The organism is Enterobacter sp. EC_50, from assembly GCF_019584525.1.
GTDB classification, from domain to species: Bacteria; Pseudomonadota; Gammaproteobacteria; order Enterobacterales; family Enterobacteriaceae; genus Enterobacter; species Enterobacter roggenkampii.
Window position 1 is genome coordinate 1 of sequence record NZ_VDAF01000005.1, and the last position, 24,812, is coordinate 24,812.

Sequence of the window (24,812 nt, forward strand, 5' to 3'; positions counted from 1 at the left end):
TTCCCCGTGATGAAGGCGTTGCCGACTCATACCAGGCCTGAATAGCTTCATCATCCAGCCAGAAAGTTATGGAGCCACGGTTGATGAGGGCTTTATTGTAGGTGGGCCAGTTGGTTATTTTGAACTTTTGCTTTGCCACGGAACGGTCTGCGTTGTCGGGAAGATGCGTGATCTGATCCTTCAACTCAGCAAAAGTTCGATTTATTCAACAAAGCCGTACAAGCCATACTGTGGCCAAAGAAGCGTGTACCAATTATGGAAGGGATCCAGACATGGCGCGCATCACACGCCCCTCACTAATAACGAAATTTTAAAAGCTAAACCTCGCGAAAAAGACTTTACCCTGCACGATGGTGACGGCCTGTTCTTACTCATTAAAACTCTGGTAAAAACTTTGGCGTTTTCGCTACCAGCGACCAAACACTGCCAGCCCCATAAATCTGAGACTTGGCTTATATCCTACCCTTACGCTTGCAGCAGCATGCCAGATACGCGATCAGCATTTCTCTCTCTCAGCCCAGGACATCGATCCTCAGCAGCAAGAAATGCTTTCAGAACAGCGCCAAATCAAGTTGGATAGCATTTTCACTACCATTGCTGCCAAAATTGGTTCCAGCTAAAGAGCAAAAACGTCACACCGGATTATGCGAAAGATATTTGGTGTTCTTTTGATAAAGATGAATTCCCTGCTATAAGCGAGATACCTATTCAGAAAATCAAAGCCAGAACGATCATTGAGGAACTGGAGACAGTTCTTCGTCCGGTACAGCGCATTAATGAGATAATGATTTACTTGTTAATAATGGACCGCTTGATGCAATTCCTGCATCAGTGAGGATATGGCCTTTGAGAAACCAAAAAAGCAAAGTATGCCGGCACTACTGTCAGAAGAATTGCCGAAGCTAATACGCTCTTTCATGATGTCGAATCACTCTGACTCGCTGTCTAATTGAATGGCAGCTCCTTACCCTTGTGCGTCCTTCACAAGCTTCAAGTGCTCGGTGGGTAGAGATCGATCTCGATGCCAAACACTGGACAATTCCCGCCGAGCGAATGAATGCTCAGCGTGAACGCATTGTTCCCTTTTCTTCTCAAGTAATGGATATTCTTGAAGTGATAGAGCCCGTTAGCGCTTATCGAGAACAACTTTTCCCAAGCAGGGACGATCCAAAAAACCGATGAGTAGTCAGACTGCTAATGCTGCTTTAAAACGTATTGGCTATGGTGGAAAACTTGATGCTCATGGTCTTCGACCTATAACAAGTACTGTAATGAATTAAGCTGGTTTGATACCGATGCGATTGAGGCGCGTTTAGTACATAGCGATAGAATGTGGCCAAGCATATATAATCTTTCAATATATTTAGATAAACACATTGACCTAAGGGATTAGTGGGGGTTGTTTGCAAGTCTTAACCGAAAAAGATCAAAACAACTGTTTAAATAAACATGGTTTTATTACCAGTTTTTTTTGTTCTGAATAAATATTAACTTTAGTCTCTTATCAACCAAGCACTTAATGAGAGTCATGCTAAGGCTCTCATTATAAACAATGGAATTGCGAGGAAAACAATGGATTTTGATATTCTTATTGATCAAAGCCTTTCATCTTTCGTTACCGGAGGCGGGCCAAGCCAAATATCAAATAACAGCCTCCTTTCTATTATTAATGATTTCGAAGATGGGAGTTGGAGATATCAAAAATTTCACAGATTCATATGGGATAATATTTTACAAACAGCTCTTTCAAACCAAGAAAGAGAAGCCCTAATCGATGGCCCATTCACCTCACTTGCTCTTGCATCAAAAAATCTTAGGCTAACTGATAGCGATCAGGACATAAGTAAAGGAAGTGAACTTGCGGAAATATTTTTGTATGGAATAATGCGACATCACTTCAAAGCATTACCAGTCGTGCCCAAAATATTCTATAAACAAAATAGTCAAGATAACGCAAAAGGTGCTGATAGTGTACATGTTGTCATTGTAGATAATAATACTTTCTCATTATGGTTTGGTGAAGCCAAGTTCTACAACAGTATCGAAGATGGCCGTTTTGACACTATAATCACCTCTGTACGAAATTCAATCACAACAGAGAAACTAAGAAAAGAGAACAGTATAATATTAAACACCCAAGATCTTTATGCATTAGTACAAGATGAAAAATTAAAACTTAAAATATCTGATACCTTATCTTCTAATAATTCAATGGATAATATTAAACCTTTACTCAACATACCGATTTTCATTTTGCATGAGTGTCCTATAACAGAAAACTCAAATAGTTTATCTGATAGTTATAAATCCTCCATTACTAAATTGCACAAAGAGAGAGCTCAAGCTTTTTTTAAAAAACACCAAGAGAAGATTAAAGATATTTATGATCATGATAAAATTAAATTTCATTTAATACTCTTCCCTGTACCAAAAAAAGAAGTAATAATTGATAAATTTGTAAGTACTGTACGATACCATAAGGAGCAATAATATGGATAATGAAATCAATAAGGATTGCAATAAAGCGCATCATGCAGAACCTACACAACAGGATGAATACATCTTCTCGCACTGCCAAAATATAAACACTCTAATTAATGAAAGAAATTACAATGAGGCTAGAAACAATCTAATTTCATTATTAGACTATCATAAAAAAAACAACCTTCATTACAATCCTCTTGTTAATCATCTTATTAGAACGTTAGGGTTATATCCATACCTTCAAACAGACACCTCTGAATGGCATGACAGGTTGGTCTATGACCTGTTTAAAGTTGATGTAGGATTAGCTAATCCTATTACCCTTCATCGAGAACAATCATTAATTTTAAAAAGACTATTGAGCGGAGAAAACCTAGCAATTAGTGCCCCTACTAGCTTCGGGAAAAGCTTTATTATTGATGCTTTCATATCATTAAAAAAACCTAATAACGTATTAATAATTGTACCAACGATATCCCTGACTGATGAAACTCGCAGAAGATTGCATAGAAAATTCTCCTCACAATATAAAATAATCACCACTGCAGATGTTGACCTCTCAGAAAAAAATATTTTTGTGTTTCCTCAAGAGAGGGCTATAAGCTATCTTGAAAAAATTGATGATTTAGATCTTTTCATTATTGACGAATTTTATAAAGCCAGTGAGAAGCATGATAGAGACAGAGCGCCAGCCTTGATCAAAGCAATAATGAAATTTACTAAAATCGCAAAACAGCGATATTATTTAGCTCCTAACATTAGTGAGATCACAAATAACCCATTCACTAAAGGAATGGAGTTTGTAAAAATAGATTTTAATACTGTTTTTTTGGAAAAACATGATCTTTCTAAAGAAATTAATGAAGATGACACTAAAAAATCTAAAGCATTATTAAAGATTCTTTCGAATACTAACGGAAAGACTTTAATATATGCTGGAACATATAAAAACATTGAAAAGATATCAAACCTTGTTTTAAAAACACAATTTGAAGATGAACCATATCTTTTGAAAGAATTTTCAAATTGGTTAAAAATTAACTACTCTCAAAATTGGAAACTAGCCAAACTTATTGAGAAAGGGATGGGTATACATAATGGTCGATTACACCGTTCGATCAGTCAGTTACAAATAAAACTCTTCGAGGAAACGCATGGCATCAAAAACATCGTTTCGACGTCTTCCATTGTGGAAGGAGTAAATACATCGGCTGAAAACGTTGTAATTTGGCAATGTAAAAATGGCAAAAGTAACCTTAAGGATTTTACATACAAGAATATTATTGGTAGAAGTGGGCGGATGTTCAAACACTTTATTGGAAAAGTGTATTTACTATCAACACCTCCACAAGAGGAAAACAACGAATTGGATTTAACCATTCCTGAATCCCTTGTGGGAGGAATTGACGAGATTGAGTATAAAAATGATTTAACGCCTGAGCAAATCTCAGCTATCATTGCGTATAAAGAAGAAATGAGTGCTATTTTAGGGTATGAAACCTTTAATAAACTTTTAAAGGAAGGAGCCTTCAAATCCAGTGATTATTTATTAATAAGAGATATAGCCATTGATATAGCAAGCAAACCAAATGAATGGGCAAATATTGCATATCTCAACTCAAACACTCCCGATGAATGGGACTATTACTTATATAAAATAATTAATCTACAACCGGCCGGATGGGGGGGGGAGATACTCTAAATTCGTTTCATACATTAAGGTAGCAAGTTTAAACTGGAAACATACGATTCCACAAATTTTAGAGGCTTTATCTAATGACGGAATAACAATCGATGACTTCTTTGAATTCGAGAAGAATTTAACATTTAAGTTAACCTCACTTTTAAATGATGTTAATGTTTTACTATCTGAATTATTACCTAATAAAAATACAGACATATCGCCATTTATATTTAAAACATCAAACGCGTTTCTCCCTCCAATTGTTTATCAGTTAGAAGAATATGGCCTACCTCGCATGCTCACAAAAAAAATATCGATTACTTACAAAATAAACTTCGAAAGCGAGTCTTTAACTTTGCATAAGGTTATTGATCACTTAAAAAGCATTGAATCAATTGAAGGATTGTCAGCTTCAATGGATGCAAGCCCAATGGAGGAGTATATCTTGAATAATTTCCTTGAAGGTGTTACATATAACCGATAAGTGATATACCGAATAATAGGCCTCAATGAAATTTAAGCATCCTAACATTAGAGCTAATCTGAGAAGCAAATTATGCACTTAAAGAACGCCGATTCTTGTCCAAACAAAAGCGTGTGCTTGAATCTTATCCATTTTAAATTAAGCACCTTCGATTTCCGCCCCATCCAACCTGCCCACTTAAGGAGTCGCTTTTAATGCAGGCCCATGAACGGCCTAAGGGCATACCAGTTCTGCGCGGCGGTGGGTATAAGTGAGATTCTGTGCAGGCGTGGATTTTTCACTATTATCATCGCGCGAAGCCGTGTCAGGCCTGAATCCGATGGCCGTTAAAATGTCATTATCCTGCGCCGAATAATTAATTTTTTCACAGGCGGCCAGCCAGACCTGTAGCATCTTACGCAGATAGTCGACCGAGTGCCGCATGGCGCAGCGCTAAATGGCGGAATGTTGCTCGGAATAATTCATCAGATCGAGGGGCAAGGGCGGCGGTCAACTCCGCGCTGTACCCCAGCATACAATCATTCAGACGGTTACGAATTATATGGATGCTGATGCGCTACACCTCTTTATGCGAGCGGATATAACGTCCGGCCTCCAGATTAATTTCCCACTTTTTCACGTCAATAATTTCACGCAGCTGTGGCCGCCAGTGCGAGTACATCGATAACCGGCTCAGTCGCCAGTGAACGCAATAAATTAAGGCGTACGAAACGTGGGCGAGCATTCGATATGCATACACTGACGATAGTGTGGGATGCGCATTGGTTTTGCAGGACAAGAAATAAAATATGTTTATGCCACACTTTCGTTAAGTCATCTTTAGCCTGCTTTTCGAGAAGAACCTGAAATCAACCCACTACCAAAGAGCGCTGATCCAGCAAAGTAATCCCTACTAACAACAATATCCATTCTTTTGAAAAAACAAATCATTCATAGCGAAGCGAACCCACCTCCTTTTCATCACATTGAAATAAAAACAAAAAGATAACTTTCAAAGCTTGCCTAATAAATATTACAAAGACCTTTTACCGATAATGTGCTAAAAATTTGTTCAACGCATCTCAGAGCCAATGACAGGAACAATGAGAATATGGATACGACGTTGCTGAGCGCATTAGATACCGATGGACGCGACAAATTCGAAAGCGCGATGAATGCCTTACAAGGCGATGTTTCCGCTGCGGCCGCGAGGTTGTAAGTTGATCCCCGCTTACGCCTTGAGTACTCAAAAAGAATCAAAGAAATGTCCTCAGACTTACGCGCAAAGGCCAATGCTGGTGTGATCTCCTGGGACAAAGCGGCACGAGAGGCTCAGGAAACGAGAAATTTGATCATGGAGATGGTGCGCTCTCGCAGTACTCCACTCGGACGGGCAATGGCCGAACGAATAAAAAGCGAGGGTAAGACGCTTAATGAGTTGGTAGCAAAAAAAGCGAAAGCTTTATTCGGCCCACAGGCAAATTTTAACAACCTTTCGGAAGTACAAAAAAATCAGATATATGCAGGTATCGTTGAATCCGCAGGCAAGTCTAACCCACAGGTAAACATGAAAATGATGCAGCTCTCGCGCGTTGGAAGGGGGTTAATTGTTCTTTCGATTGCGATTTCTGTTTACGAAATTTATGCCGCTGATGATAAGGTTTCTGAATCAGGCAGACAGATAGCGATTAATGGTGCAGGTATTGCCGGTGCTGCCGCAGGTGGTGCAATGGCGGGATTAATGTGTGGGCCAGGCGCACCTGTTTGCGTGCTCATCGGTGGCTTCGTCGGCGGCGCGCTTGCCGCATGGGAAATGGGACGTTTGTGGAATTGATTATGCAACAGGTTAATTCAATAACATTGGTTAAGGTTAGTGACGCGACCGATGTATCCCAGGCTCAATCTGACGTTGTGCTCAATGGTAAAAGCACCGGCATTAATGTGCCGGGGCAAGTGCTTGAAGCAGCGGTCCAGGTTAATGAGCAACGTTATATCCTGTTTCTGACGGATGACATTATTTTTGAAGAGTCCCTGACGATTGCCCTTATTGACGTTCATGACGGGCTTAAAGAAATTGTTCGCTTGGGCAATGAGTACTCGACAGGAACTTTTGCGGATCTCCAGGTCACTGACGATAGCGTGGACTTCAGGTTTATTGGGGGTTATATCTGGACACTGAAAGTATCCGATTCACCTCGCCTGCGGCTTCCTTTTGTTTCCGATCCAAAAGGTGTTAAACGGGAGTCTGGTCTGAAAAAATACATAACGATCTCTGCCACACCGGCGTCGGAAAACGTAAGCTGAAGTCATTATTTAACAGAATGAAAAGGCTTTCTGCTGAGCGGGATAAATGCACTTGAGAATTATGCAGACTCAGATAGCCAACCAGAATCTCCATCAGTAATAACCCTATTTATCTGATGAAATCCAGAAAGCCCACACGGTACAACCCCTGTGGGCTTTTCAGTACCATCCCCCCACCGTTTTCCTCTCCCTTTGACCAACATCAACGACACCGCCCCTCCCCCTATGGAGAATAAAAAAACACCCCTACCCAGCGCTACGGAATAGCCGCTCAACCCGGAAGGAATCCCATCATGTACAGACCCATAACCGTCATAATATTCATTCTCCTGACCCTCGCCGCCCTCGCGGAAATAGGCTTTTTATCCTTTGGATAATCCTCAGGCTTAATACCTCTCATCAGGGCATGTTGATCTCATTACAGTTTTTTCCTAAAGCCATCCCGTTTCGCCTGTGCCATGCTGAATCACGCTCATAACCGATAACGTTAAATGAGGATATTATGAAAAAAACAATTATCGCATTATCTGCCGTTCTGCTGGCTTCCCCAGTATTTGCTGCGACCACACATGCAACTGACGATACCGTCGCTGCGGCGAACGCAAACGCCAACGAGGCGAAGCAAAAACTGCACGAAGAGCAGAACAAAGGTGAAGAGCTGAAGCTGAAACAGAAGCATGCAGCGGAAGGCAAGAGCGAGAGCCTGGGCAGCAAGGTCAGCGAAGATTCCCAGAAAGCCTGGCATAAAACCAAAGAAGGCACCGAGAAAGGGTGGGATGCCACCAAAGAAGGCGCGGAGAAAGGCTGGAACAAAACCAAAGAAGGTGCCAGCGAGCTGGAAAAGAAAGTCACTGAGTAATTAGTTATACTCACGAAAAGGTCGCGCTTGCGGCCTTTTTTATTTCTTCGAATATAATTAGCACCTCAGGCGTTTACGCAGTGCGCACTTATCGGAGAAACCACTATGTATCGCCTTTTGGCCTTTGTGACCGTTCTGCTGTTATGCCCTTCCCTGCATGCTGCCCCAAAAAGCTACCTTATCGACACCGAAAACACCGCCATTCGGCTCTCGTGGCACGCCTTCGGCGGCATCCTCTCCTGGGCGACGTTCAGCGGCGTGACGGGTGCCGTAACGCTCAATCCGGATAACGACGTTGACGACCACATCCACGTCACCATTCCCGTAGCAACCCTGGTGGCCTCAAACACGCTGCTCACCTGGCAATTAAAAAGCGACATGTTTTTTGATGCGGAGCACTACCCGACCATCGAGTTCATCAGCTCTCGCGTGGTCGACCAGGGCGCCGGACGGTTCAGGGTCTTCGGCACGCTGACCGTTCGAAACATTGCCCGGCCGGTGATCCTGGAGGCCGGGGTGAAAGACCCGCATGCGCAGGCCCTCACCCTGGATGCCACCACCGCGATTTCACGCGCGTCCTACGGGATGGATAAGTTTGCCCTGGTCGTTGACGATCGTATTGCCATCGCCATTGCGATACAGACTAACAAGGTGCCGTCATCCTGAGATCACGCGCTGCAGCCGCTCAGCGTTTCCCCGCAGGTGAGACGGCGGGTTGCGGCCAATCAGGACAAACTGATAGCCCGCCTCCTGCCACCACGCCAGGTTCATGCTGTGCCGCTGCTCCTGTTGGAGCGAGACCGTCGTCTTCTCATCAACAGGCGAAATGCAGAGGGCCATCGGGCCGTAGTCGGCGTTGATCCAGGCTATCTGCGCGATAGACGTCGTTTCATAGCGCAGCATGCGCACCATTTTAAGCTCTGCCCCCTGCAGGGTAAGCTGCGACAGGTTTAGCGTCATGCCGATGTCCTGCGCGGCCCGTTCCAGCCCGCGCTGCAGAACCGGCGTTGCGCTGTCCATATCCAGCAGCGTCTCAACGCTGTACAGGGACATATATTGCGCTTCGAGGTCGCGGATATGGGCGTTCTCATCCGCAGGCGCAGCTGAGGGACGCAGCAGATACCCCAGCCCGGAACCCACCAGCAAAAAGCTGGCCGAGGCGGCGATCAGCGCCCGTCGGCTGACGCCAGCCGCCGTCGAGACCTGCGGGTCGGGAAGTGCCGCGAGACGCGCCTGCATCCTCTCAAGAGGCGCATCATCCAGCAGGGAGGCAAACGCCCCGGCGTAATCCTGGCTGCTTTTCATCAGTTCGTCGGTTCGCCCGGCGAGGCGTTCGTCACATTTTAACTGTTCTTCAAATAACTGCGCGTCGGCGCGGCACATCTCACCATCTATCCAGGCCACGATGGCGTCGTCGTTATAGGGCGGTGCAAAACGGTGCGCGTTCAAGAGCGTTTCTCCTTTACCGGAGGCAGTGCGTCAGCGGATTTGGCAAGCCGAGCCCTCGCCGTCGCCAGCCGGCTCATCACGGTACCGATCGGCACCGCCAGGGTCTCCGCCGCCTCCTGGTAGGTAAGGCCTTCGATATAAACCAAAAATACCGCGTTGCGCTGGGCTTCGGGCAGCGCGTTCACGCGCTGCATCACCTTCAGGTAATGCAGGCGCGTCTCATCCTGTTCGCGGGTGTCGGGCGCCAGCAGCTCGTCGCTGGGGACAAATCCCTGCCCCTGTCGAACGTGTCGTGCCCGAAGCTCAGAGATCCAGATGGAGTGCAGGATCGCGAACAGCCATCTGTCGATGCGCGTGCCAGGCGTATACTGGCTGCTTCTTTCAAGCGCACGCACGCAGGTGGACTGAACCAGCTCTTCGGCGATATCCCTGTTTCGCGACAGCACCAGCCCATAGCGCCAGAGGCGCGGCAGGTGTGCGGCGAGCTGTTGACGAACCTCACGGGTTGCGATGGTTTTTCCCTCCACGAGAAGATCAGGATTCCGGGTGTCCATTGATGGCGGCCTGCAGGTCACGGTACTCCTCGCAGGACTGGCCACAGATTCCGGCAATGACCTTCAGCTGTTCTTTCGCGAGGTCGGGACGTCCTTTCACCATCCACGCTTCACCGAGATACTCCCGGGCTTTGGCGTAATCCGGGGCGATAGCCAGCGCACGCTGGTAATAACCAATCCCTTCGTCCGTTCGGCCCAGTTTGCGCGTGGCGAACCCGCGATAGTTCCACGCTTCAGCCGTGTTGCCATTTTTCAGCGAATCCAGCAGGTTCAGCGCCGCCTGGTACTCGCCTTTCTTCGCGAGATGGTACGCATAGTTGGTTTTGTCCTGGTCGCTGAGGCTGCTGCTCTTGTCCGGCACGCATTTCTGCGTGGCGCTGTCATACACCTGTCCGGAAGGACAATCAGGCGTTTTGCTCTCGGTACTATTATTGCCCATGGCCAGCGCCAGTGGAGATAGCAGAGAAAAAATCAGCACCGGGATCAAACGAAACGAGGTTTTGCGCATATAAAACTCCAGGGTGAGTGGGGAGTGACGTCAGTAAACGTCCGGGTGAGGATTTTTATTCATTCTTCGGTGAATTTTTTCTGTCCTAAAACCCTGCCTGCACTTCAGTTGTAAAGGTAATAAACCAGGTTATTTTTTGTTTTCTCGTTATTATTCCTTGCGCCCATTAGCAGAGTTTTAACCCAGTACAAGAATATATTTCATTACCTAAGTGACATAATATATCTTACATCAAAAACGTTACCCTAACTTAAACACACATTAAGCGCACTTAAATAATAACGTTTGACATGATATTTAAAATGCTCCCTACCAATTATCATACTGGGTCGTAAACGTTAAATAACAGCACCACAAAATAAAACAAAAAAGGCATTAAAAACAACGATATAAAAAACAACAATTATAAAAAAGAGCAATCCATTAATGCCCCACTCATTGTTTCCATCTTTATTTACCAAAGCTTAATTTGCACAACCCTCATTTTCTGTCTATATCATTTTTATATTCCAGAAACCAATTCCTCTATTAATTACAGGGTTTTATAAAATACAAAACACCCATTAAACGGTTTTTTCATAAGTCATTAGATTCGCTCTGATGTTGCCACTCTGACGCATGGCGGGCATCGTGCGCGCTGAAATCTACGGTGAGCGCTGTTTTATAACAGCAGCTGCGCCGGGGGCGCCCTTTACCTTCAGCAGAGATGGCTCGTCTTGCTCGCCGTTCATGACACTTCTGCTGGAGTAATAACAAAATGAGCCAAATCTCTGTTATTTCAAAACTTACTGGTGTAGAAACGACCCTGGAAGGTACACAGGTTACGCTGAACCATTCCTCTGTCGTTGAGCTTCACGTCGAGCGAGCGAGCGTCTCACACTTCGCGCGAAGCGGTAACGACCTGCTGGTGACACTGCACTCCGGCGAGGTGATCACCCTTAAAAACTTCTATGTGGCGGACGCGCAGGGCGTGAGCCAGCTGGTTCTGCAGGACAGCAACGGCGCGTTATGGTGGATTGAAGATCCGACCGGGGCCGCCACGTACGAATCTATCGCGTCCACGGACGTGCTGCTTGCGGCGTCAGGAAGTGACGCCGGTGGCGCCGCCATCTGGCCATGGGCCCTGGGTGGTATTGCCGCTGCAGGGGGCATCGCGGCCGCGGCAAGTAGCGGCGGCGGTGGCGGCGGTGGTGGCAGCAGTAACAATTCGGCCGATCCGGATACGACTGCACCAAATGCACCTTCCGGCCTTAAGTTCTCCTCAGACGGTAAAACCGTCACCGGTTCCGCCGAACCCGGCAGTACCATCACGCTGAAAGACGCGAACGGCAACGTCATTGGTACAGGAAAAACGGGCAGCGACGGCAACTTTAGCGTCTCCCTCGGGACACCGTTGACCAACGGCGAGCAGGTAACCGCCACCGCAACGGATAACGCCGGGAATATCAGCCAGGGTTCAAGCGTCATCGCACCGGATCTCACCGCACCCGATGCACCAACGATTGGCAGCGTAATCGACGATATCGCCCCTCAGACGGGGACGGTGACCAACGGCGGCAGCACCAACGATCGGCGGCCGCAGCTCACCGGCACCGCCGAAGCGGGCTCCACCGTGACGATTTATGACGGCGGAACAGCCATTGGCACCGCGGTCGTCGCCAGCAATGGCACATGGACATTCACCCCGTCCGTCGACCTGAATGAAAGCACCCACCAGATTACCGTACGGGCAACCGACGCCGCCGGCAACACCGGACCAGCCTCACCGGTATTCACCCTCACCGTCGATCTCACCCCTCCGACAGCGCCCACCGCGATTGTGCTGCTCGACGATACGGGCATTATCCGAGGAACAATCACGTCGGGCGTGCCTACCGATGCCTCGCAGCCGATTCTGGCGGGAACGGGCGAACCCGGTGGAACCATCACCATTTACGATAACGGCGTGGCGATTGGCACAACGACGGTGCTGCCTAACGGTACATGGAGCGTTACCCCAGGGGGCCCGCTCCCGGACGGAACGCACTCGATCACCGTCACTGAAACCGATGCCGCCGGAAACCAGAGTAAGGCCTCTGAGCCTATCATCTTTACCGTGGACACCACGCCGCCGTCAGCCCCAGGAAACCTCGTGGTGTCGAATGATGGCGGCACCATCAGCGGCATCGGAGAAGCAGGCAGCACGGTGACCATTCGTGAAGGCGATTTCACCCTTGGCACAGTGGTTGTTGATAGCCAAGGGAACTTCAGCCTGACGCTGAGCCCGCCGAGGATCAACGGCGAAATCCTGACCGCTGACGCCACCGACACGGCGGGCAACACCAGTCCAACCACCTCCGCGGCGGCACCGGACATTACCCCGCCGCAGACCCCGGTCATCCTGTCGGTGATTGATGACGTGCAGGCCACCACCGGCCCCGTGGCCCAGAATGGGCTGACCAACGACCGGGCACCGACCGTGAACGGCACGGGCGAGGCAGGTTCGACCATCACGATTTATAACGGCAGCGATGCCCTCGGTACGGTGGTTGTTCCCTCCTCCGGCCAGTGGAGCTTTACGCCGCCCACACCGCTGACCGACGGCACCTGGGTGCTGACCGCGAAGGCGACGGATCCCGCCGGTAACCCGAGCGGGATTTCAAACACGTGGACAATTAACGTTGACGGGACGGTACCTGGCGCCCCGGTGATTTTACAGGTTGCAAACGATATCCCTGGGCAGACCGGCGCGATCGACGTGAACGGGACCACCAACGACGCCACCCCGACGCTCAGCGGTACCGCTGAAGCAAACGCGACGATCAGCCTGCGCGTGGACGGTGTTGAAATTGGTACAACCGTTGCCAATGGCCTCGGCGTATGGAGCTTTACCCCTTCCTCCCCAATCGGTGAAGGCCCCCATGCTCTGACCGCCGTCGCGACCGATGCGGCAGGTAACCCCGGCCCCGTCTCCAACACCTGGACTCTGACGGTTGACAGCGTCGCGCCTGCGGCGCCGGTCATTACCCAGGTGCTGGATGATGTGCCGGAGCGCCTCGGCGCCCTCAATTCTGGCGACAGCACCAACGACACCACGCCAACGCTCAACGGCACGGCTGAACCGGGCTCAACCGTCACTATTCGCCTGGATGGTGCCGATCTTATTACGATCCCGATCGACGGCAGCGGCACCTGGACCTATACCCTTCCCACGCCGCTTGACGAAGGTCCTCATACCTTTAGCGTCGTCGCCACCGACGCGGCGGGTAACACCAGCCAGCCGTCAGACGACTTCACCCTGAACGTCGATATCACTGCGCCAGCGGCGGCCACCATCACCACCGTGACCGACGACGTCGGCGGTGTACTGGGTTCGCTCAACAGCGGCGATACCACGGATGACACTCGCCCCCTGCTGCAGGGCACCGCCCCGGCAGACACGGTGATCACCGTCTATGACGGCACGACTCTGCTCGGCACCGCCACCCTCAACGGCAGCGGCGGCTGGAGCTTCACGCCCGTTACCCCGCTCACCGACGGTCCGCATTCCCTGACGGTGCACGCCACGGATGCCGCGGGCAATACCACCCTCTCAACGCCATTTGAACTGACGGTGGATACCGTTGCGCCTGCCACGCCGGATATCCCGGCCATTACCGTCAATCCTGACGGCACAACAACGCCGCTGAATCCGGGCGAAACCACCCGCGACACCACGCCGACCCTGAGCGGTACCGGCAATCCGGGTGATACCGTGACGATCTACGACAGCGGCGTCAAAATCGGCGACGCTGTCGTGGACAATACCGGCAACTGGACCTGGACGCCGCCATCCCCCCTGGCTGGCGGCACCTATGACATCACCCTGACCGTCACCAACGTGGACGGCACGGGCAACGAAAGCGCCCCGTCGCAGCCGGTCACCATCACCATTGATACCGAGGCGCCGGCTACGCCTGCAGCACCGGTCATTACTGACAGCGTCACCCAGATCACCGGTCCCGTCCCCAATGGCGGCACCACCAACGATCCGCGCCCGGTGCTGAGCGGCACCGGTACGCCAAACGACGTAATCAACATCACTGACACGGTTAACGGCGGCACGCCAACTATCGTTGGTACCGTCACGGTAGACAGCAACGGCAACTGGAGCTGGCGCCCTGACAGTAATATTGCGGAGGGCAGCCACGTCTATACCGCCACCGCCACCGATGAAGCGGGCAACGTCTCTGACGCTTCCCCGGCGATCGCGATCACCGTGGATACCGTGGCACCGGCTACGCCAGCGATCAGCGCCGTGGGCGGTGAACCGAACGGAGGCTACATCACGGATACCACGCCGACAGTGGGCGGAACCGGGGTTAACGGTGAGACGGTGATCGTCTACAACAACGGTGTCGAATTGGGCCGTGTCGTGGTGGTGAACGGAGAATGGAGCCTGACGCTTCCAGCACAAACGGACGGCCCGCTGAACATTACCGTAGCGGGCGTGGACGCAGCGGGCAACCTTAGCTCGCCGAGTTCGGTCTTTACCGTCACGCTCGATACCGTTGCGCCCGGGATACCGCAAATTAATGCCGTCTCAGACAGCCAGCTCACCAACAACGTGCTCTACACCCGCGACGGCACGCCGACCCTAACCGGGACCGGCGAGCCCGGCACCACCGTTATCGTCTCCGTCGACGGTACTGCGTCAGGTGTGCCGATCACGATCCAGCCGGACGGCAGCTGGAGCTGGACCGCAGGCACAACGCTCCTGGATGGTTCGCATACCTTTACTGTCTCGTCAGTCGATCAGGCAGGCAATCCGTCAAACGGTTCAGCGTCACTGAGCGTGACGGTGGATACCCAGGACCCAACCGCACCGGGCAATCTTAGCCTTGCTCCAGAAGGTACACCGCTGACCGGTACCGCCGAAGCAGGCGCACTCATCACCATTAAGGATAGTGGCGGTAACGTCATTGGTACCGGGGTCGCGACCGGCGGCAGTTTCTCCATTGCGGTCAGCCCGGCCCCGCAGGATGGCGCGACCCTGACCGTGACCGCGACCGATGCTTCCGGACGTACCAGCGTTGATGCAACTTATAACGTCACCGGTACGCTTCCGAATCTTCCTGACGTGCCCGTGATCGTGGCCATCAACGATGACGTCGACCCAATCATTGGCGACGTGAAAGGCAAAACGACCAACGACACCACCCCAACCCTCACCGGTACGGCTCAGGCGGGGAGCCAGATCGCTATCTACCTGGACGGTAGCGCGACGCCATTGACGACGGTCACCGCTGACGGCAGCGGCAACTGGAGCTATACCCCAGCCGCGCTTGGCGAGGGGCTGCACACCTTTGAGGTGACCGCGACCCTTAACGGCCAGACCAGCGGCCGCTCTCCGGCGGCCAGCGTCACCGTTGACCTTACCGCGCCGGGCACGCCGACCATCGGCGCCGTGATTGACGACGTTGGTCCGGGCACCGGCCCGCTGACCAGCGGCCAGACCACCAACGACAACCAGCCGACGCTCACCGGCACCGGCGCGGTGGGCGATACCATCTCGATCTACAACAACGGCGTGCTGCTGGACAGTGTGGTAATCGGCAATACCGGCACCTGGAGCTACACCACGCCTGTCCTGGCAGAGGGCAATCACGTCCTGACCATCCGCGAGACCGATCCGGCAGGGAACCAGAGCGGTCCTTCGGCGGGCTTCACCGTCGTGGTGGATTCCGTTTCCGCCACGCCGGTCATCACCAACGTCACGGATAATGTGGGCAATGCCGCCACCACGGTGGTCAGCGGCGAGCTCACCAACGACGCCACGCCAACCCTTACAGGGACAGCGGACGCAAACAGCGTGGTGACTATTTTCGACGGCGGCACCCAGATTGCCGTGGTCACGGCTGACAACACGGGTACCTGGACGTTTACTCCTGATACCGCCCTCGGCGAAGGCTCGCACAGCTTCACCGTCCGGGCGACCGACCCGCAGGGCAACCTCAGCGCGGTCTCCGCCCCCTGGAGCGTGGTGGTTGACCTGACTGCTCCGACGGTTCCGACGCTGGATAATGTGAACGACGATGTCCCTGGCGGCGTCCAGGGTAACCTCACCAGCGGCCAGGTGACCAACGACAGCACCCCAACCATCAGCGGCACCGGGCTGGCGGGCAGCACTATTCACATCATGAATAACGGCACGCAGATTGGTACAACGACCGTTGACGGAAGCGGGAACTGGTCCTTTACGCCGACCGCGCCGCTGGGCGACGGCAGCTACGCCCTGCGCGCGTATGCAACGGATGCGGCAGGCAATGCCTCGGCGAACTCATCGGTCTTCGCCTTTACCGTGGATACCGCAGTCCCTGGTGTACCGGTAGTCACCAGCGTGGTTGACGATATCGGTCCGGTCACCGGGACGCTCACGTCGGGTAACAGCACCAACGACGCGCGTCCGACCTTCAGCGGCACGGGCGAAGTGGGTTCTACCGTGCACGTGCTCGTTGATGGCAACGAAATTGGCACGGCGGTGGTCAATGCCCAGGGCAACTGGAGCTTCACCCCGGGCAGCGATCTGGCCGAAGGTCCACACGCCATCACCTTTAACGCGACCGATGCGGCAGGCAACACCGGCGCCACAACGGCACCGTTTAACCTGACGGTCGATACGGGCGTGCCGTTAGCGCCGGTCATCTCGACCGCGGGTGACAACGTGGGCAGTATTCAAACCCCGCTCTCTTCCGGGCAGAGCACCGACGACACCACGCCGACGCTGAACGGCACCGCGACCGCCAACGCCACGGTTACCGTGTATGAAAACGGACAGCCGGTCGGCACCGTGCAGGCGGACGGCACCGGCGCATGGAGCTTTACGCCATCAGCGCCGCTGGGCAACGGCAGCCATACCTGGACCGCCACGGTCACCGATGCAGCGGGCAACGTCAGCCCGACCTCGCCGGGCTTTACCCTGATTGTTGATACCGCGGCACCGAACGCGCCGGTTATCAGCCAGGCAATCGACGACGTGGGCAGCATCACCGGCCCGCTCACGTCCGGGCAGACAACCGACGACACCGTACCTCGGCTTGTTGGAACCAGCGAACCGTTTGCCACCGTGAAGATCTATGAAGGCACCACCCTGGTTGGCACGGGCACCGCGGACGGCAGCGGCAGCTGGAGCATCGTGCTCACCACAACGCTGGCGAGTGGTCCGCACAGCTTTACCGCGCAAGCCACGGATGCGGCAGGCAATACCAGCGTGTCGTCCACCAGCTTCAGCCTCACCGTCGACACCACGCCGCCTGCGCTGCCGGTGCTGACCAGCATTCTGGATGACGTGGGCAATGCGGCGACGCCGGTTGCCAACGGTGGGTTCACCAACGACGCGCAGCCGACGCTCAGCGGTACGGCAGAAGCGGGGTCGACGGTGAAAATCTTTGATAACGGGGTCCAGATCGGCAGCGTAACGGCGACCGGCGGGGCGTGGAGCTTTACGCCATCTCCGGCGCTGAGCAACGGCGCGCACACGTTGACCTTCACCGCCACCGATGCGGTGGGCAACGCCAGCGCCCCCACCGCCGGATATGTCATTAACGTCGATACCCTCCCGCCAGCCGCGCCGGTCATCAGTTCGGTCATTGATGATGTCGGCAGCGTCACCGGGCCCGTGACCGGTACGAACCCGACTAACGACACCCGTCCAACGCTGAACGGGACTGCCGAAGCGAATGCCACGGTCCGGATCTACGACGGCATCACGCTGGTGGGCACGGTCACCGCCGATGGCAGCGGCAACTGGACCCTGCCACAAACCACCACCACGCTGACGCAGGGCACGCATAACTTTACCGCTACGGCCACCGATGCGGCGGGCAACACCAGCGTGGCGTCAGCCGTGACGACGATTATCGTCGATACGACCGCGCCAACGGCGCCGACCGGAACCTTCAACGCCGACGGTAGCGTCCTGACCGGGAGCGCGGAGGCGGGCAGCACCGTCACTATCCGCCTTGCGGACGGTTCAACGGTGACCGCCATTGCGGGCAGCAACGGCACCTACAGCTACACCTTCATTAACAAACAGATCGAAGGCCAGACGCTGCAGATCACCGCGACCGACGTCGCAGGCAACACCTCCCTGCCGGGCTCTGCCCTTGCGCCGGTGGTGCCGCTCTCCGCCAGCAATAACGTTGAGGAGTTGAACCTCAGCACCACGGCGACCGTCACCAACAGCCAGTACAGCGACTACGGCTTCCTGCTGGTCGGCGCCGTGGGCAACGTCCTGACGCTGATCGGTAATGACACCGCGCAGGTGAACTTCACGGTGGGCAACGGCGGCAGCGCGGACATCGTGGTAAACGCCAACGCTACGGGGGCGGTGCTCTCTCTGCTCAATACCCTTGAGCTGGTGGTGCAGCACTACGTCAACGGTGTCTGGACAACCGTGGTGGATACCGGCCAGCCGCAGTTTGCCGATCTCCTGACCCTCGGCGCCACCGGCGTCTCGCTGAACCTGACCGGGCTGGCCGACGGCAACTACCGCGTGCTGAGCTACAACACCAACCTGCTGGCGACCGGTTCCTACACCAGCCTCGACGTGGCGGTGAAAGAGACCGGTCCGGGTACGGTCACGGGCGATACCAGCCTCAACGGCAACGTGATCCTCGATACGGACCCGACCGCCGGCAGCGACAACGCGCCGGCCGGCACCACTATCTCCACGGTCACTAACGCGCAGGGCGTGACCACCAGCGTGAACGCCGACGGCACGGTGATCCAGGGCAAATACGGTACGCTGACCATCAACCGCGACGGCAGCTACACCTACAACCTGACTGACACCAGCGCCGCGGTCGTTGGCCGGACGGAGAGCTTCACCTACACCATCACCCATAACGGCGTCAGCGCGTCGGCAAACCTGGTGCTGTCTCTGGGTGCCGGTACGGTCATCAATGGCATTGTGGCAGTGGACGACACGGCCTCGCTGACCTTTGACACCACCGTAAGTGAGGTGAATAACGGCGCCTCGTCTCAGAACGGTTTTACCCTGGTGGGCATTAATCTCGGCAGCACGCTGGGGCTTAACCTGCTGGACGACCTGACCAACCCGATTATTTACAACGTGGAGGAAGGGACGACCCGCACCATGACCATCCAGGCCTCCGTGGGCGGCGTGGCGCTGGCATCGGTGTTCGATCTGTACGTCTATAAGTTCAACAATGCGACCCAGACCTTCGAGCAGGTTCGCGTCGAGTCGGGCTGGCTGCGCGCGCCGCTGCTGGGGGGCACGTCACCGCAGCTGACGCTGAACCTGCCTGCCGGGGAGTACCTGTTCCTGCTGAATACCGCGTCCGGGATCACCGCCCTGACGGCCTACACGCTGAGCGTCCTGCAGGACCATGTCTACAGCGTGGCGAGTATCAGCGAAACGACCACCGGCGACGTGCTGGCGAATGACCCGGTTCCAGCGGGCACGCTGGTTACCGAAGTGAACGGCGTGACGGTCAACAGCAGCGGCACCACCACCATTCAGGGGGAATACGGCACGCTGACCATCAATGCGTCCGGTCAGTACACCTATACCCTGAGGAGCGGTGTAGGCGCGGACCATATCAGCACGCCGGATACGTTCGTCTACACCGTTACCGCGCCTGACGGCTCGAAGGATACGGCATCGCTCAACATCACCCCAACCGCGCAGGCAATGAATGCGGTCAACGATGTCAGCGCCACGATGGACCTTACCTCGGTGCACCACACGTCGGTCTACTCGGATACCACCGTGGGCGTCGCCAGCTGGACAACGGCCCTGCTCTCGTCAACCCAGGGCAGCGGCAGCGGAACCTTTGTGGTCGACCCGAACACCGCGCTGCACAACGCGTCGCTGCATTTTAACGTGGCCTCGCTGCTGGCGCTGGGCGGGCTGACGGTGAACTGGACGATTAGCGATGCCAACGGCGCGATCCGCAGCGGCTCCTTCAGCGGCGCCTCGCTGCTGGGCGGCAGTATCGACGTCCCGCTGACCGGGCTGGATCTCAACGCCGGGACCTATACGCTGAGCTTTACCGGTAGCGTACCGGGGCTCAGCGTCGGGACCATCACCATCACGCCAAGCGTAAACGGCACCACCTACTCGCTGAGTAATTTCGACGTCACCGGCAGCCACACCGTCAACGGCAATATCTTTGACGGCACCGACTCTGGCGGCGTGCTGGATCAGCTCCACTCGGTGGATACCCGTCTGAGCGTGACCGGCTACAACGGCGTGACCACCACGCTGGATCCGTATACCGGCAGCGCAACGGTGAACATTGTCGGCCACTACGGCACGCTGGCGATCGGCGCTGACGGCCATTACACCTACACCCTGAACAGCGGGGTATCGCTCTCAACCATGACCTCGAAGGAGACCTTCAACTACACCCTGACCGACTCTGCCGGAAGAACGGATACCGCTACGCTGACCATCAATATGGCGCCGCAGTTCATCAGCTCTGAGCATAACGACGCCATCACCGGTACGGCCTACGGCGATACGCTGATTTACCAGGTGCTGAACAGTACGGTGGGGAATGCCACGGCGGGTAACGTCAGCAGCGCCGGAGGCGATCACTGGACCGGGTTCTCGCTGGCGCAGGGGGACAAGATCGACATCGGCGATCTGCTGGTGGGCTGGGACGGTAATACCGCCTCGTTGGGGAATTATATCCATGTCACACAAAGCGGTAGCAACACTGTGATCTCCATCGACCGTGATGGTGCAGGGTCCACCTACACTAATACTGCACTCGTTACGCTTGATAACGTGCAGACCACGTACGACGAGCTCGTTAACCAGCAACACATCATTACCTGATAGCACCTGCAAGAGATGACCCGGGCGCACAGCGCCCGGGCATTAATAATAAAGCTGTACTTTATTTATTAGGGACATGACATGGGAATGAAGATGCCTTACTGGTGGCTCTCGTGCTGCCTGATATCTGTGCCCGCTTTCTGCGCAAATCCGGCGGCAACCATCAATACCGGACAGCTTCGCGAAACGCAGGAACTCCCCTCGCTCAACGGTCGCGTGGCCCCGGTGGCTGGCAACGCCGCGCCCGGCTCATTACAGCTTGGCGAGGCCGTCAACCGTGCCGTCACGTGGCACCCGGCCATCAGCGAAGCCGTGGGCAAACTCTACCAGCAGAGCGAAGAGGTGGACGTCGCGAAGTCAAAATACTATCCGCAGATTAATGCCGGCGTGGACAACGGGTATTCCCACGACGGCGACCAGAACGGCTTTACGCCGTCGCTGGTGCTTTCTCTCTCTCAAATGCTCTATGACTTCGGCAAAGTGGCCAGCCAGGTGCGCGCCGAAAGCGCCGGCGTGGCGCAGCAGCAGGCCAACGTGCTGGTGAGTATCGACACCATCGCCCACGATACCGCCGTCGCCATGGTACAGGTGCAGACCTGGCAGCAGATGGTCGACACCGCCAAAGAGCAGCTTGAGGCTCTTTCCTCCATCGGCACGCTGACCCGCCAGCGTAACGACGAGGGGGCTACGTCGCTCTCTGACGTGGTGCAGACCGATGCCCGTATCGAAGGCGCGCGCGCCCAGCTGATGCAGTACCAGGCCAGCCTGGAGAGCGCCCGCGCGACGCTGATGAGCTTTCTCGGCTGGAACAGCCTGAACGCGATCAGCAACGACTTTCCGCAAAAGCTGGCCCGCAGCTGCGATGTCGCCGAGCCGGACGACCGCCTGGTTCCCGCGGTACTCGCCGCCTGGGCGCAGGCTAACGTCGCCCAGGCTAACCTCGACTACGCCGACGCGCAGATGACGCCCACCGTCTCGCTGGAGCCGGAGGTCCGCCACTACATGAACGATCGCTACGCGGGCAGCGACACGCGGGATCGCACCCAGTATTCCGCCTGGGTGAAAGTGCAGATGCCGCTCTATCAGGGCGGCGGCCTCACCGCCCGGCGTAACGCCGCCGGACATGCGGTGGAGGCGGCACAGTCCACCATTCAGCGCACGCGCCTTGACGTTCGCCAGAAACTGCTGGAAGCCCGCAGCCAGGTGATGAGCCTGCAAAGCACGCTGCAAATTCAGGGTCGCCAGGAGGCGCTCAGCGCCCGCACCCGCGAACTGTACCAGCAGCAGTATCTGGACCTCGGCTCGCGCCCCCTGCTCGACGTGCTCAACGCCGAACAGGAGGTTTATCAGGCGCGCTTCACCCAGCAGCAGACCGTTGGTCAGCTGCACCAGCTACAGCTCAACTGCCTGTATAACACCGGGCAATTGCGTCATGCGTTCGACCTTGATAACCGCACCATCCAGACCGTGGAGATCCAGCCATGAAGCAGCGTGATATCCCGCAAGGTGAAAACATGACGGATGCGGCCTTGGCCCAGTGGGCGCAGGCCTTTGGCTTTATCGCCACCCGCTACCGCGTCGCTTGCTCGCCCGGCGCGCTGATCGCAGGCGCACCGTGGCTGAAAGGCAAACCGATGGTGCCCGCCCTCACCCAGCTGGCGCGTGAGGCGGGGCTGTCGTTTCAGCTGCTCACCGCTGACCAGCAGTCAATCAACAGCTGGCGTCTGCCGGTGGTGGTGGCGCTGAATGACGGCCGGGTCGGGGCGATCGAGCACTTCGACGGCGACGACACGCTGGAAGTCAGCTTCTTCGACGACCAGGCCTACACCAACCGGCTGTCGATGACGGCCATGCTGCCCGCCATCCGCCACGTCATTGCCCTGCGTCCTCTCGCCGCGCTGAAGGACAGCCGCGTGGATGCCTATATTTCAAAGTACCGCCCGGACTGGCTCTACCGGCTGGTGATGCGCGATCTCCGCCCCTACAGCTGGGTGATGCTCGCCGCGCTGTTTATCAACGTGCTGTCGCTTTCCGGGATCGTCTTTTCCATGCAGGTCTATGACCGGGTGATCCCCGCCCAGTCCTACCCGACGCTGTACGTCCTGACCATCGGGGTGCTGATCGCCACCCTGTTTGGCTTCGTGCTGCGCGTGGCGCGCGGCCACATTATGGATCTGCTCGGCAAGCGCTCGGATATGCGCGTCTCGGATCGCGTCTTCGGCCACGCGCTGCGGCTGCGCAACAGCGCGATTCCCCGCTCAACCGGGAGCTTTATCTCACAGCTGCGCGAGCTGGAGCAGATCCGCGAGATGGTCACCTCGTCCACCATCTCGACGATTGTCGACCTGCCCTTCTTTCTCCTGTTCGTGGTGGTGCTGGCGATCATCGCCCCGCAGCTGGCGTGGATCGCCCCGGTCGCGGCGGTGATCATGGTCCTGCCCGGCCTGCTGCTGCAGAAGAAGCTGGCGGAGCTGGCAAAGCAGTCGGCCCATGAATCGACCCTGCGCAACGCGGTGCTGGTGGAGAGCGTGCAGGGGCTGGAAGACATCAAGCTGATGCAGGCGGAAAACCGCTTTTTGCAGCAGTGGAACAGCTATATCCAGATCACCGCCGAATCCGGCCTGCGCACCCGCGAGTTGACGCAGAACCTGATCAGCTGGGGGATGACCATTCAGAGCCTGGTTTACGCCGCCGTGATTGTGGTCGGCGCGCCGATGGTGATCGACGGCACCCTGACCACCGGCTCGGTGGTCGCCGCCTCGATGCTGGCCTCCCGCATGATCGCCCCGATGGCGACGCTGTGCGGCGTGCTGGCCCGCTGGCAGCAGGTCAAAGCGGCAAAAGAGGGGCTAGACAGCATCATGCAGCTCCCCACCGAAAACCAGCGCGAGGAGACGCCGATCCGCCAGGACGTGCTGCGCGGCCACTACCTCTTTGAGCAGGCGCAGTTCCGCTATCAGCCGGACGATCCGCGCATGGCGCTGCGCATTAACCGCCTCGAGATCGGGCCGGGTGAGAAAGTGGCGATCCTCGGGCGCAACGGCGCGGGCAAATCGACCCTGCTGCAGGCGATGGCGGGCGGGATGGATCTGGCGGCGGGCGAGCTGCGGCTCGACGGCTTCAGCCTGCCGCATCTCGACGTGGCGGACGTGCGGCGCAACGTCGGCTTTATGACCCAGAACGCGCGGCTGTTTTACGGCACCCTGCGCGAGAACATCACCCTCGGCATGCCGCGCGCCACCGACGAAGGGATTTTCGAGGCGCTGGAGCTGACCGGCGCGGCGGGCTTCGTGCAGAAGCTGCCCAAGGGGCTGGACTACCCGATCATGGAAAACGGCGTGGGGCTCTCCGGCGGGCAGCGCCAGTCGATTCTGCTGGCGCGAATGCTGCTGCGCGATCCGAATATTGTGCTGATGGATGAACCCACCGCCTCGCTGGACGAGCACACCGAGCGGGAATTCATCCAGCGGCTGGGCGACTGGCTCGGGCACCGCACCCTGATCGTCGCCACCCATCGCGTACCGGTGCTGGAGCTGGTGGAGCGCGTGGTCGTGTTGAAAGAGGGCATGCTGGTGATGGATGCGCCAAAAGCCCAGGCGCTGAGCAACAGCCGCATGCAGCAGCAACAGCAGCAGGCAGCAACCGGACGGGAGTGGAAAAATGAAAATCAGTCAGCGTGACG

At 55.0% G+C, this 24,812-nt stretch carries 12 protein-coding genes and 3 pseudogenes; 10 read left to right on the top strand and 5 right to left on the bottom strand.

Going from position 1 to position 24,812, the window contains the following annotated elements; all coding sequences use genetic code 11:
- Positions 1-184 (bottom strand): annotated as a pseudogene (locus FHC48_RS05615) (IS5/IS1182 family transposase); the annotation flags it as partial.
- 88 nt (positions 185-272) lie between these two features.
- On the opposite strand from FHC48_RS05615, the pseudogene FHC48_RS05620 reads away from it, so the two are divergent.
- The 3 genes and pseudogenes from FHC48_RS05620 to FHC48_RS05630 all read left to right on the top strand — a co-directional run bounded on the left by FHC48_RS05620 (position 273) and on the right by FHC48_RS05630 (position 4,186).
- Positions 273-1,393 (top strand): annotated as a pseudogene (locus FHC48_RS05620) (tyrosine-type recombinase/integrase).
- A gap of 179 nt (positions 1,394-1,572) precedes the next feature.
- Positions 1,573-2,490, top strand: a complete 918-nt coding sequence (locus FHC48_RS05625; protein WP_059364248.1) for a DUF1837 domain-containing protein — start codon at positions 1,573-1,575, stop codon at positions 2,488-2,490.
- A 1-nt stretch (position 2,491) separates the two neighbouring features.
- Positions 2,492-4,186, top strand: coding sequence for a DEAD/DEAH box helicase (locus FHC48_RS05630; RefSeq protein WP_259281134.1), 1,695 nt, complete (start codon positions 2,492-2,494; stop codon positions 4,184-4,186).
- A gap of 679 nt (positions 4,187-4,865) precedes the next feature.
- Here the strand turns inward: FHC48_RS05630 and FHC48_RS05635 are convergent.
- A pseudogene (locus FHC48_RS05635) lies at positions 4,866-5,289 on the bottom strand (phage polarity suppression protein); the annotation flags it as partial.
- A gap of 606 nt (positions 5,290-5,895) precedes the next feature.
- Here FHC48_RS05635 and FHC48_RS05640 point away from each other — a divergent pair.
- The 4 genes from FHC48_RS05640 to FHC48_RS05655 all read left to right on the top strand — a co-directional run bounded on the left by FHC48_RS05640 (position 5,896) and on the right by FHC48_RS05655 (position 8,460).
- On the top strand, positions 5,896-6,465 hold the full coding sequence (locus FHC48_RS05640; RefSeq protein ID WP_227028229.1) for a hypothetical protein: 570 nt from the start codon (positions 5,896-5,898) through the stop codon (positions 6,463-6,465).
- A 2-nt stretch (positions 6,466-6,467) separates the two neighbouring features.
- The gene (locus FHC48_RS05645; RefSeq protein ID WP_045336593.1) at positions 6,468-6,935 is read left to right on the top strand and encodes a hypothetical protein; all 468 of its coding nucleotides are present in this window, start codon (positions 6,468-6,470) and stop codon (positions 6,933-6,935) included.
- 502 nt (positions 6,936-7,437) lie between these two features.
- Positions 7,438-7,794 carry a hypothetical protein gene (locus tag FHC48_RS05650; RefSeq protein WP_023333137.1) on the top strand — a complete coding sequence of 119 codons (357 nt, stop codon included), beginning with the start codon at positions 7,438-7,440 and terminating at the stop codon, positions 7,792-7,794.
- Between the two features lie 105 nt (positions 7,795-7,899).
- Positions 7,900-8,460, top strand: a complete 561-nt coding sequence (locus FHC48_RS05655; RefSeq protein ID WP_059364246.1) for a YceI family protein — start codon at positions 7,900-7,902, stop codon at positions 8,458-8,460.
- Here FHC48_RS05655 and FHC48_RS05660 read toward each other — a convergent pair.
- The 3 genes from FHC48_RS05660 to FHC48_RS05670 are packed head-to-tail and all read right to left on the bottom strand — an operon-like array spanning position 8,452 to position 10,305.
- Positions 8,452-9,243 (bottom strand): anti-sigma factor, encoded by a 792-nt coding sequence (locus tag FHC48_RS05660; RefSeq protein WP_059364244.1) that lies wholly within the window; start codon positions 9,241-9,243, stop codon positions 8,452-8,454. The two genes, FHC48_RS05655 and FHC48_RS05660, sit on opposite strands and share 9 nt — an antisense overlap.
- On the bottom strand, positions 9,240-9,797 hold the full coding sequence (locus tag FHC48_RS05665) for an RNA polymerase sigma factor (RefSeq protein WP_059364242.1): 558 nt from the start codon (positions 9,795-9,797) through the stop codon (positions 9,240-9,242). The genes FHC48_RS05660 and FHC48_RS05665 overlap by 4 nt, the downstream gene beginning before the upstream one ends.
- A complete protein-coding gene (locus FHC48_RS05670; RefSeq protein WP_032675369.1) occupies positions 9,778-10,305 on the bottom strand; it encodes a tetratricopeptide repeat protein in 528 nt (175 codons plus the stop codon). Before FHC48_RS05670 ends, FHC48_RS05665 begins: the two co-directional genes overlap by 20 nt.
- 757 nt (positions 10,306-11,062) lie before the next feature.
- On the opposite strand from FHC48_RS05670, the gene FHC48_RS05675 reads away from it, so the two are divergent.
- From FHC48_RS05675 to FHC48_RS05685, 3 genes are all read left to right on the top strand, one after another.
- Entirely contained in the window at positions 11,063-21,130 is a 10,068-nt protein-coding gene (locus tag FHC48_RS05675) for a BapA/Bap/LapF family large adhesin (protein ID WP_119312216.1), read from the top strand.
- An 81-nt stretch (positions 21,131-21,211) separates the two neighbouring features.
- Positions 21,212-22,615, top strand: coding sequence for a TolC family outer membrane protein (locus FHC48_RS05680; RefSeq protein ID WP_032653105.1), 1,404 nt, complete (start codon positions 21,212-21,214; stop codon positions 22,613-22,615).
- Positions 22,612-24,810 carry a type I secretion system permease/ATPase gene (locus FHC48_RS05685; RefSeq protein WP_059364718.1) on the top strand — a complete coding sequence of 733 codons (2,199 nt, stop codon included), beginning with the start codon at positions 22,612-22,614 and terminating at the stop codon, positions 24,808-24,810. The genes FHC48_RS05680 and FHC48_RS05685 overlap by 4 nt, the downstream gene beginning before the upstream one ends.
- The last annotated feature ends 2 nt before the right edge of the window (positions 24,811-24,812 follow it).

Excerpts from the sequence above, each read along its gene's own strand:
- FHC48_RS05625 (WP_059364248.1), top strand. The coding sequence starts at position 1,573 with ATGGATTTTGATATTCTTATTGATCAAAGCCTTTCATCTTTCGTTACC.
- FHC48_RS05630 (WP_259281134.1), top strand. The coding sequence starts at position 2,492 with ATGGATAATGAAATCAATAAGGATTGCAATAAAGCGCATCATGCAGAA.
- FHC48_RS05640 (WP_227028229.1), top strand. The coding sequence starts at position 5,896 with ATGTCCTCAGACTTACGCGCAAAGGCCAATGCTGGTGTGATCTCCTGG.
- FHC48_RS05645 (WP_045336593.1), top strand. The coding sequence starts at position 6,468 with ATGCAACAGGTTAATTCAATAACATTGGTTAAGGTTAGTGACGCGACC.
- FHC48_RS05650 (WP_023333137.1), top strand. The coding sequence starts at position 7,438 with ATGAAAAAAACAATTATCGCATTATCTGCCGTTCTGCTGGCTTCCCCA.
- FHC48_RS05655 (WP_059364246.1), top strand. The coding sequence starts at position 7,900 with ATGTATCGCCTTTTGGCCTTTGTGACCGTTCTGCTGTTATGCCCTTCC.
- FHC48_RS05665 (WP_059364242.1), bottom strand. The coding sequence starts at position 9,797 with ATGGACACCCGGAATCCTGATCTTCTCGTGGAGGGAAAAACCATCGCA.
- FHC48_RS05670 (WP_032675369.1), bottom strand. The coding sequence starts at position 10,305 with ATGCGCAAAACCTCGTTTCGTTTGATCCCGGTGCTGATTTTTTCTCTG.
- FHC48_RS05675 (WP_119312216.1), top strand. The coding sequence starts at position 11,063 with ATGAGCCAAATCTCTGTTATTTCAAAACTTACTGGTGTAGAAACGACC.
- FHC48_RS05680 (WP_032653105.1), top strand. The coding sequence starts at position 21,212 with ATGGGAATGAAGATGCCTTACTGGTGGCTCTCGTGCTGCCTGATATCT.
- FHC48_RS05685 (WP_059364718.1), top strand. The coding sequence starts at position 22,612 with ATGAAGCAGCGTGATATCCCGCAAGGTGAAAACATGACGGATGCGGCC.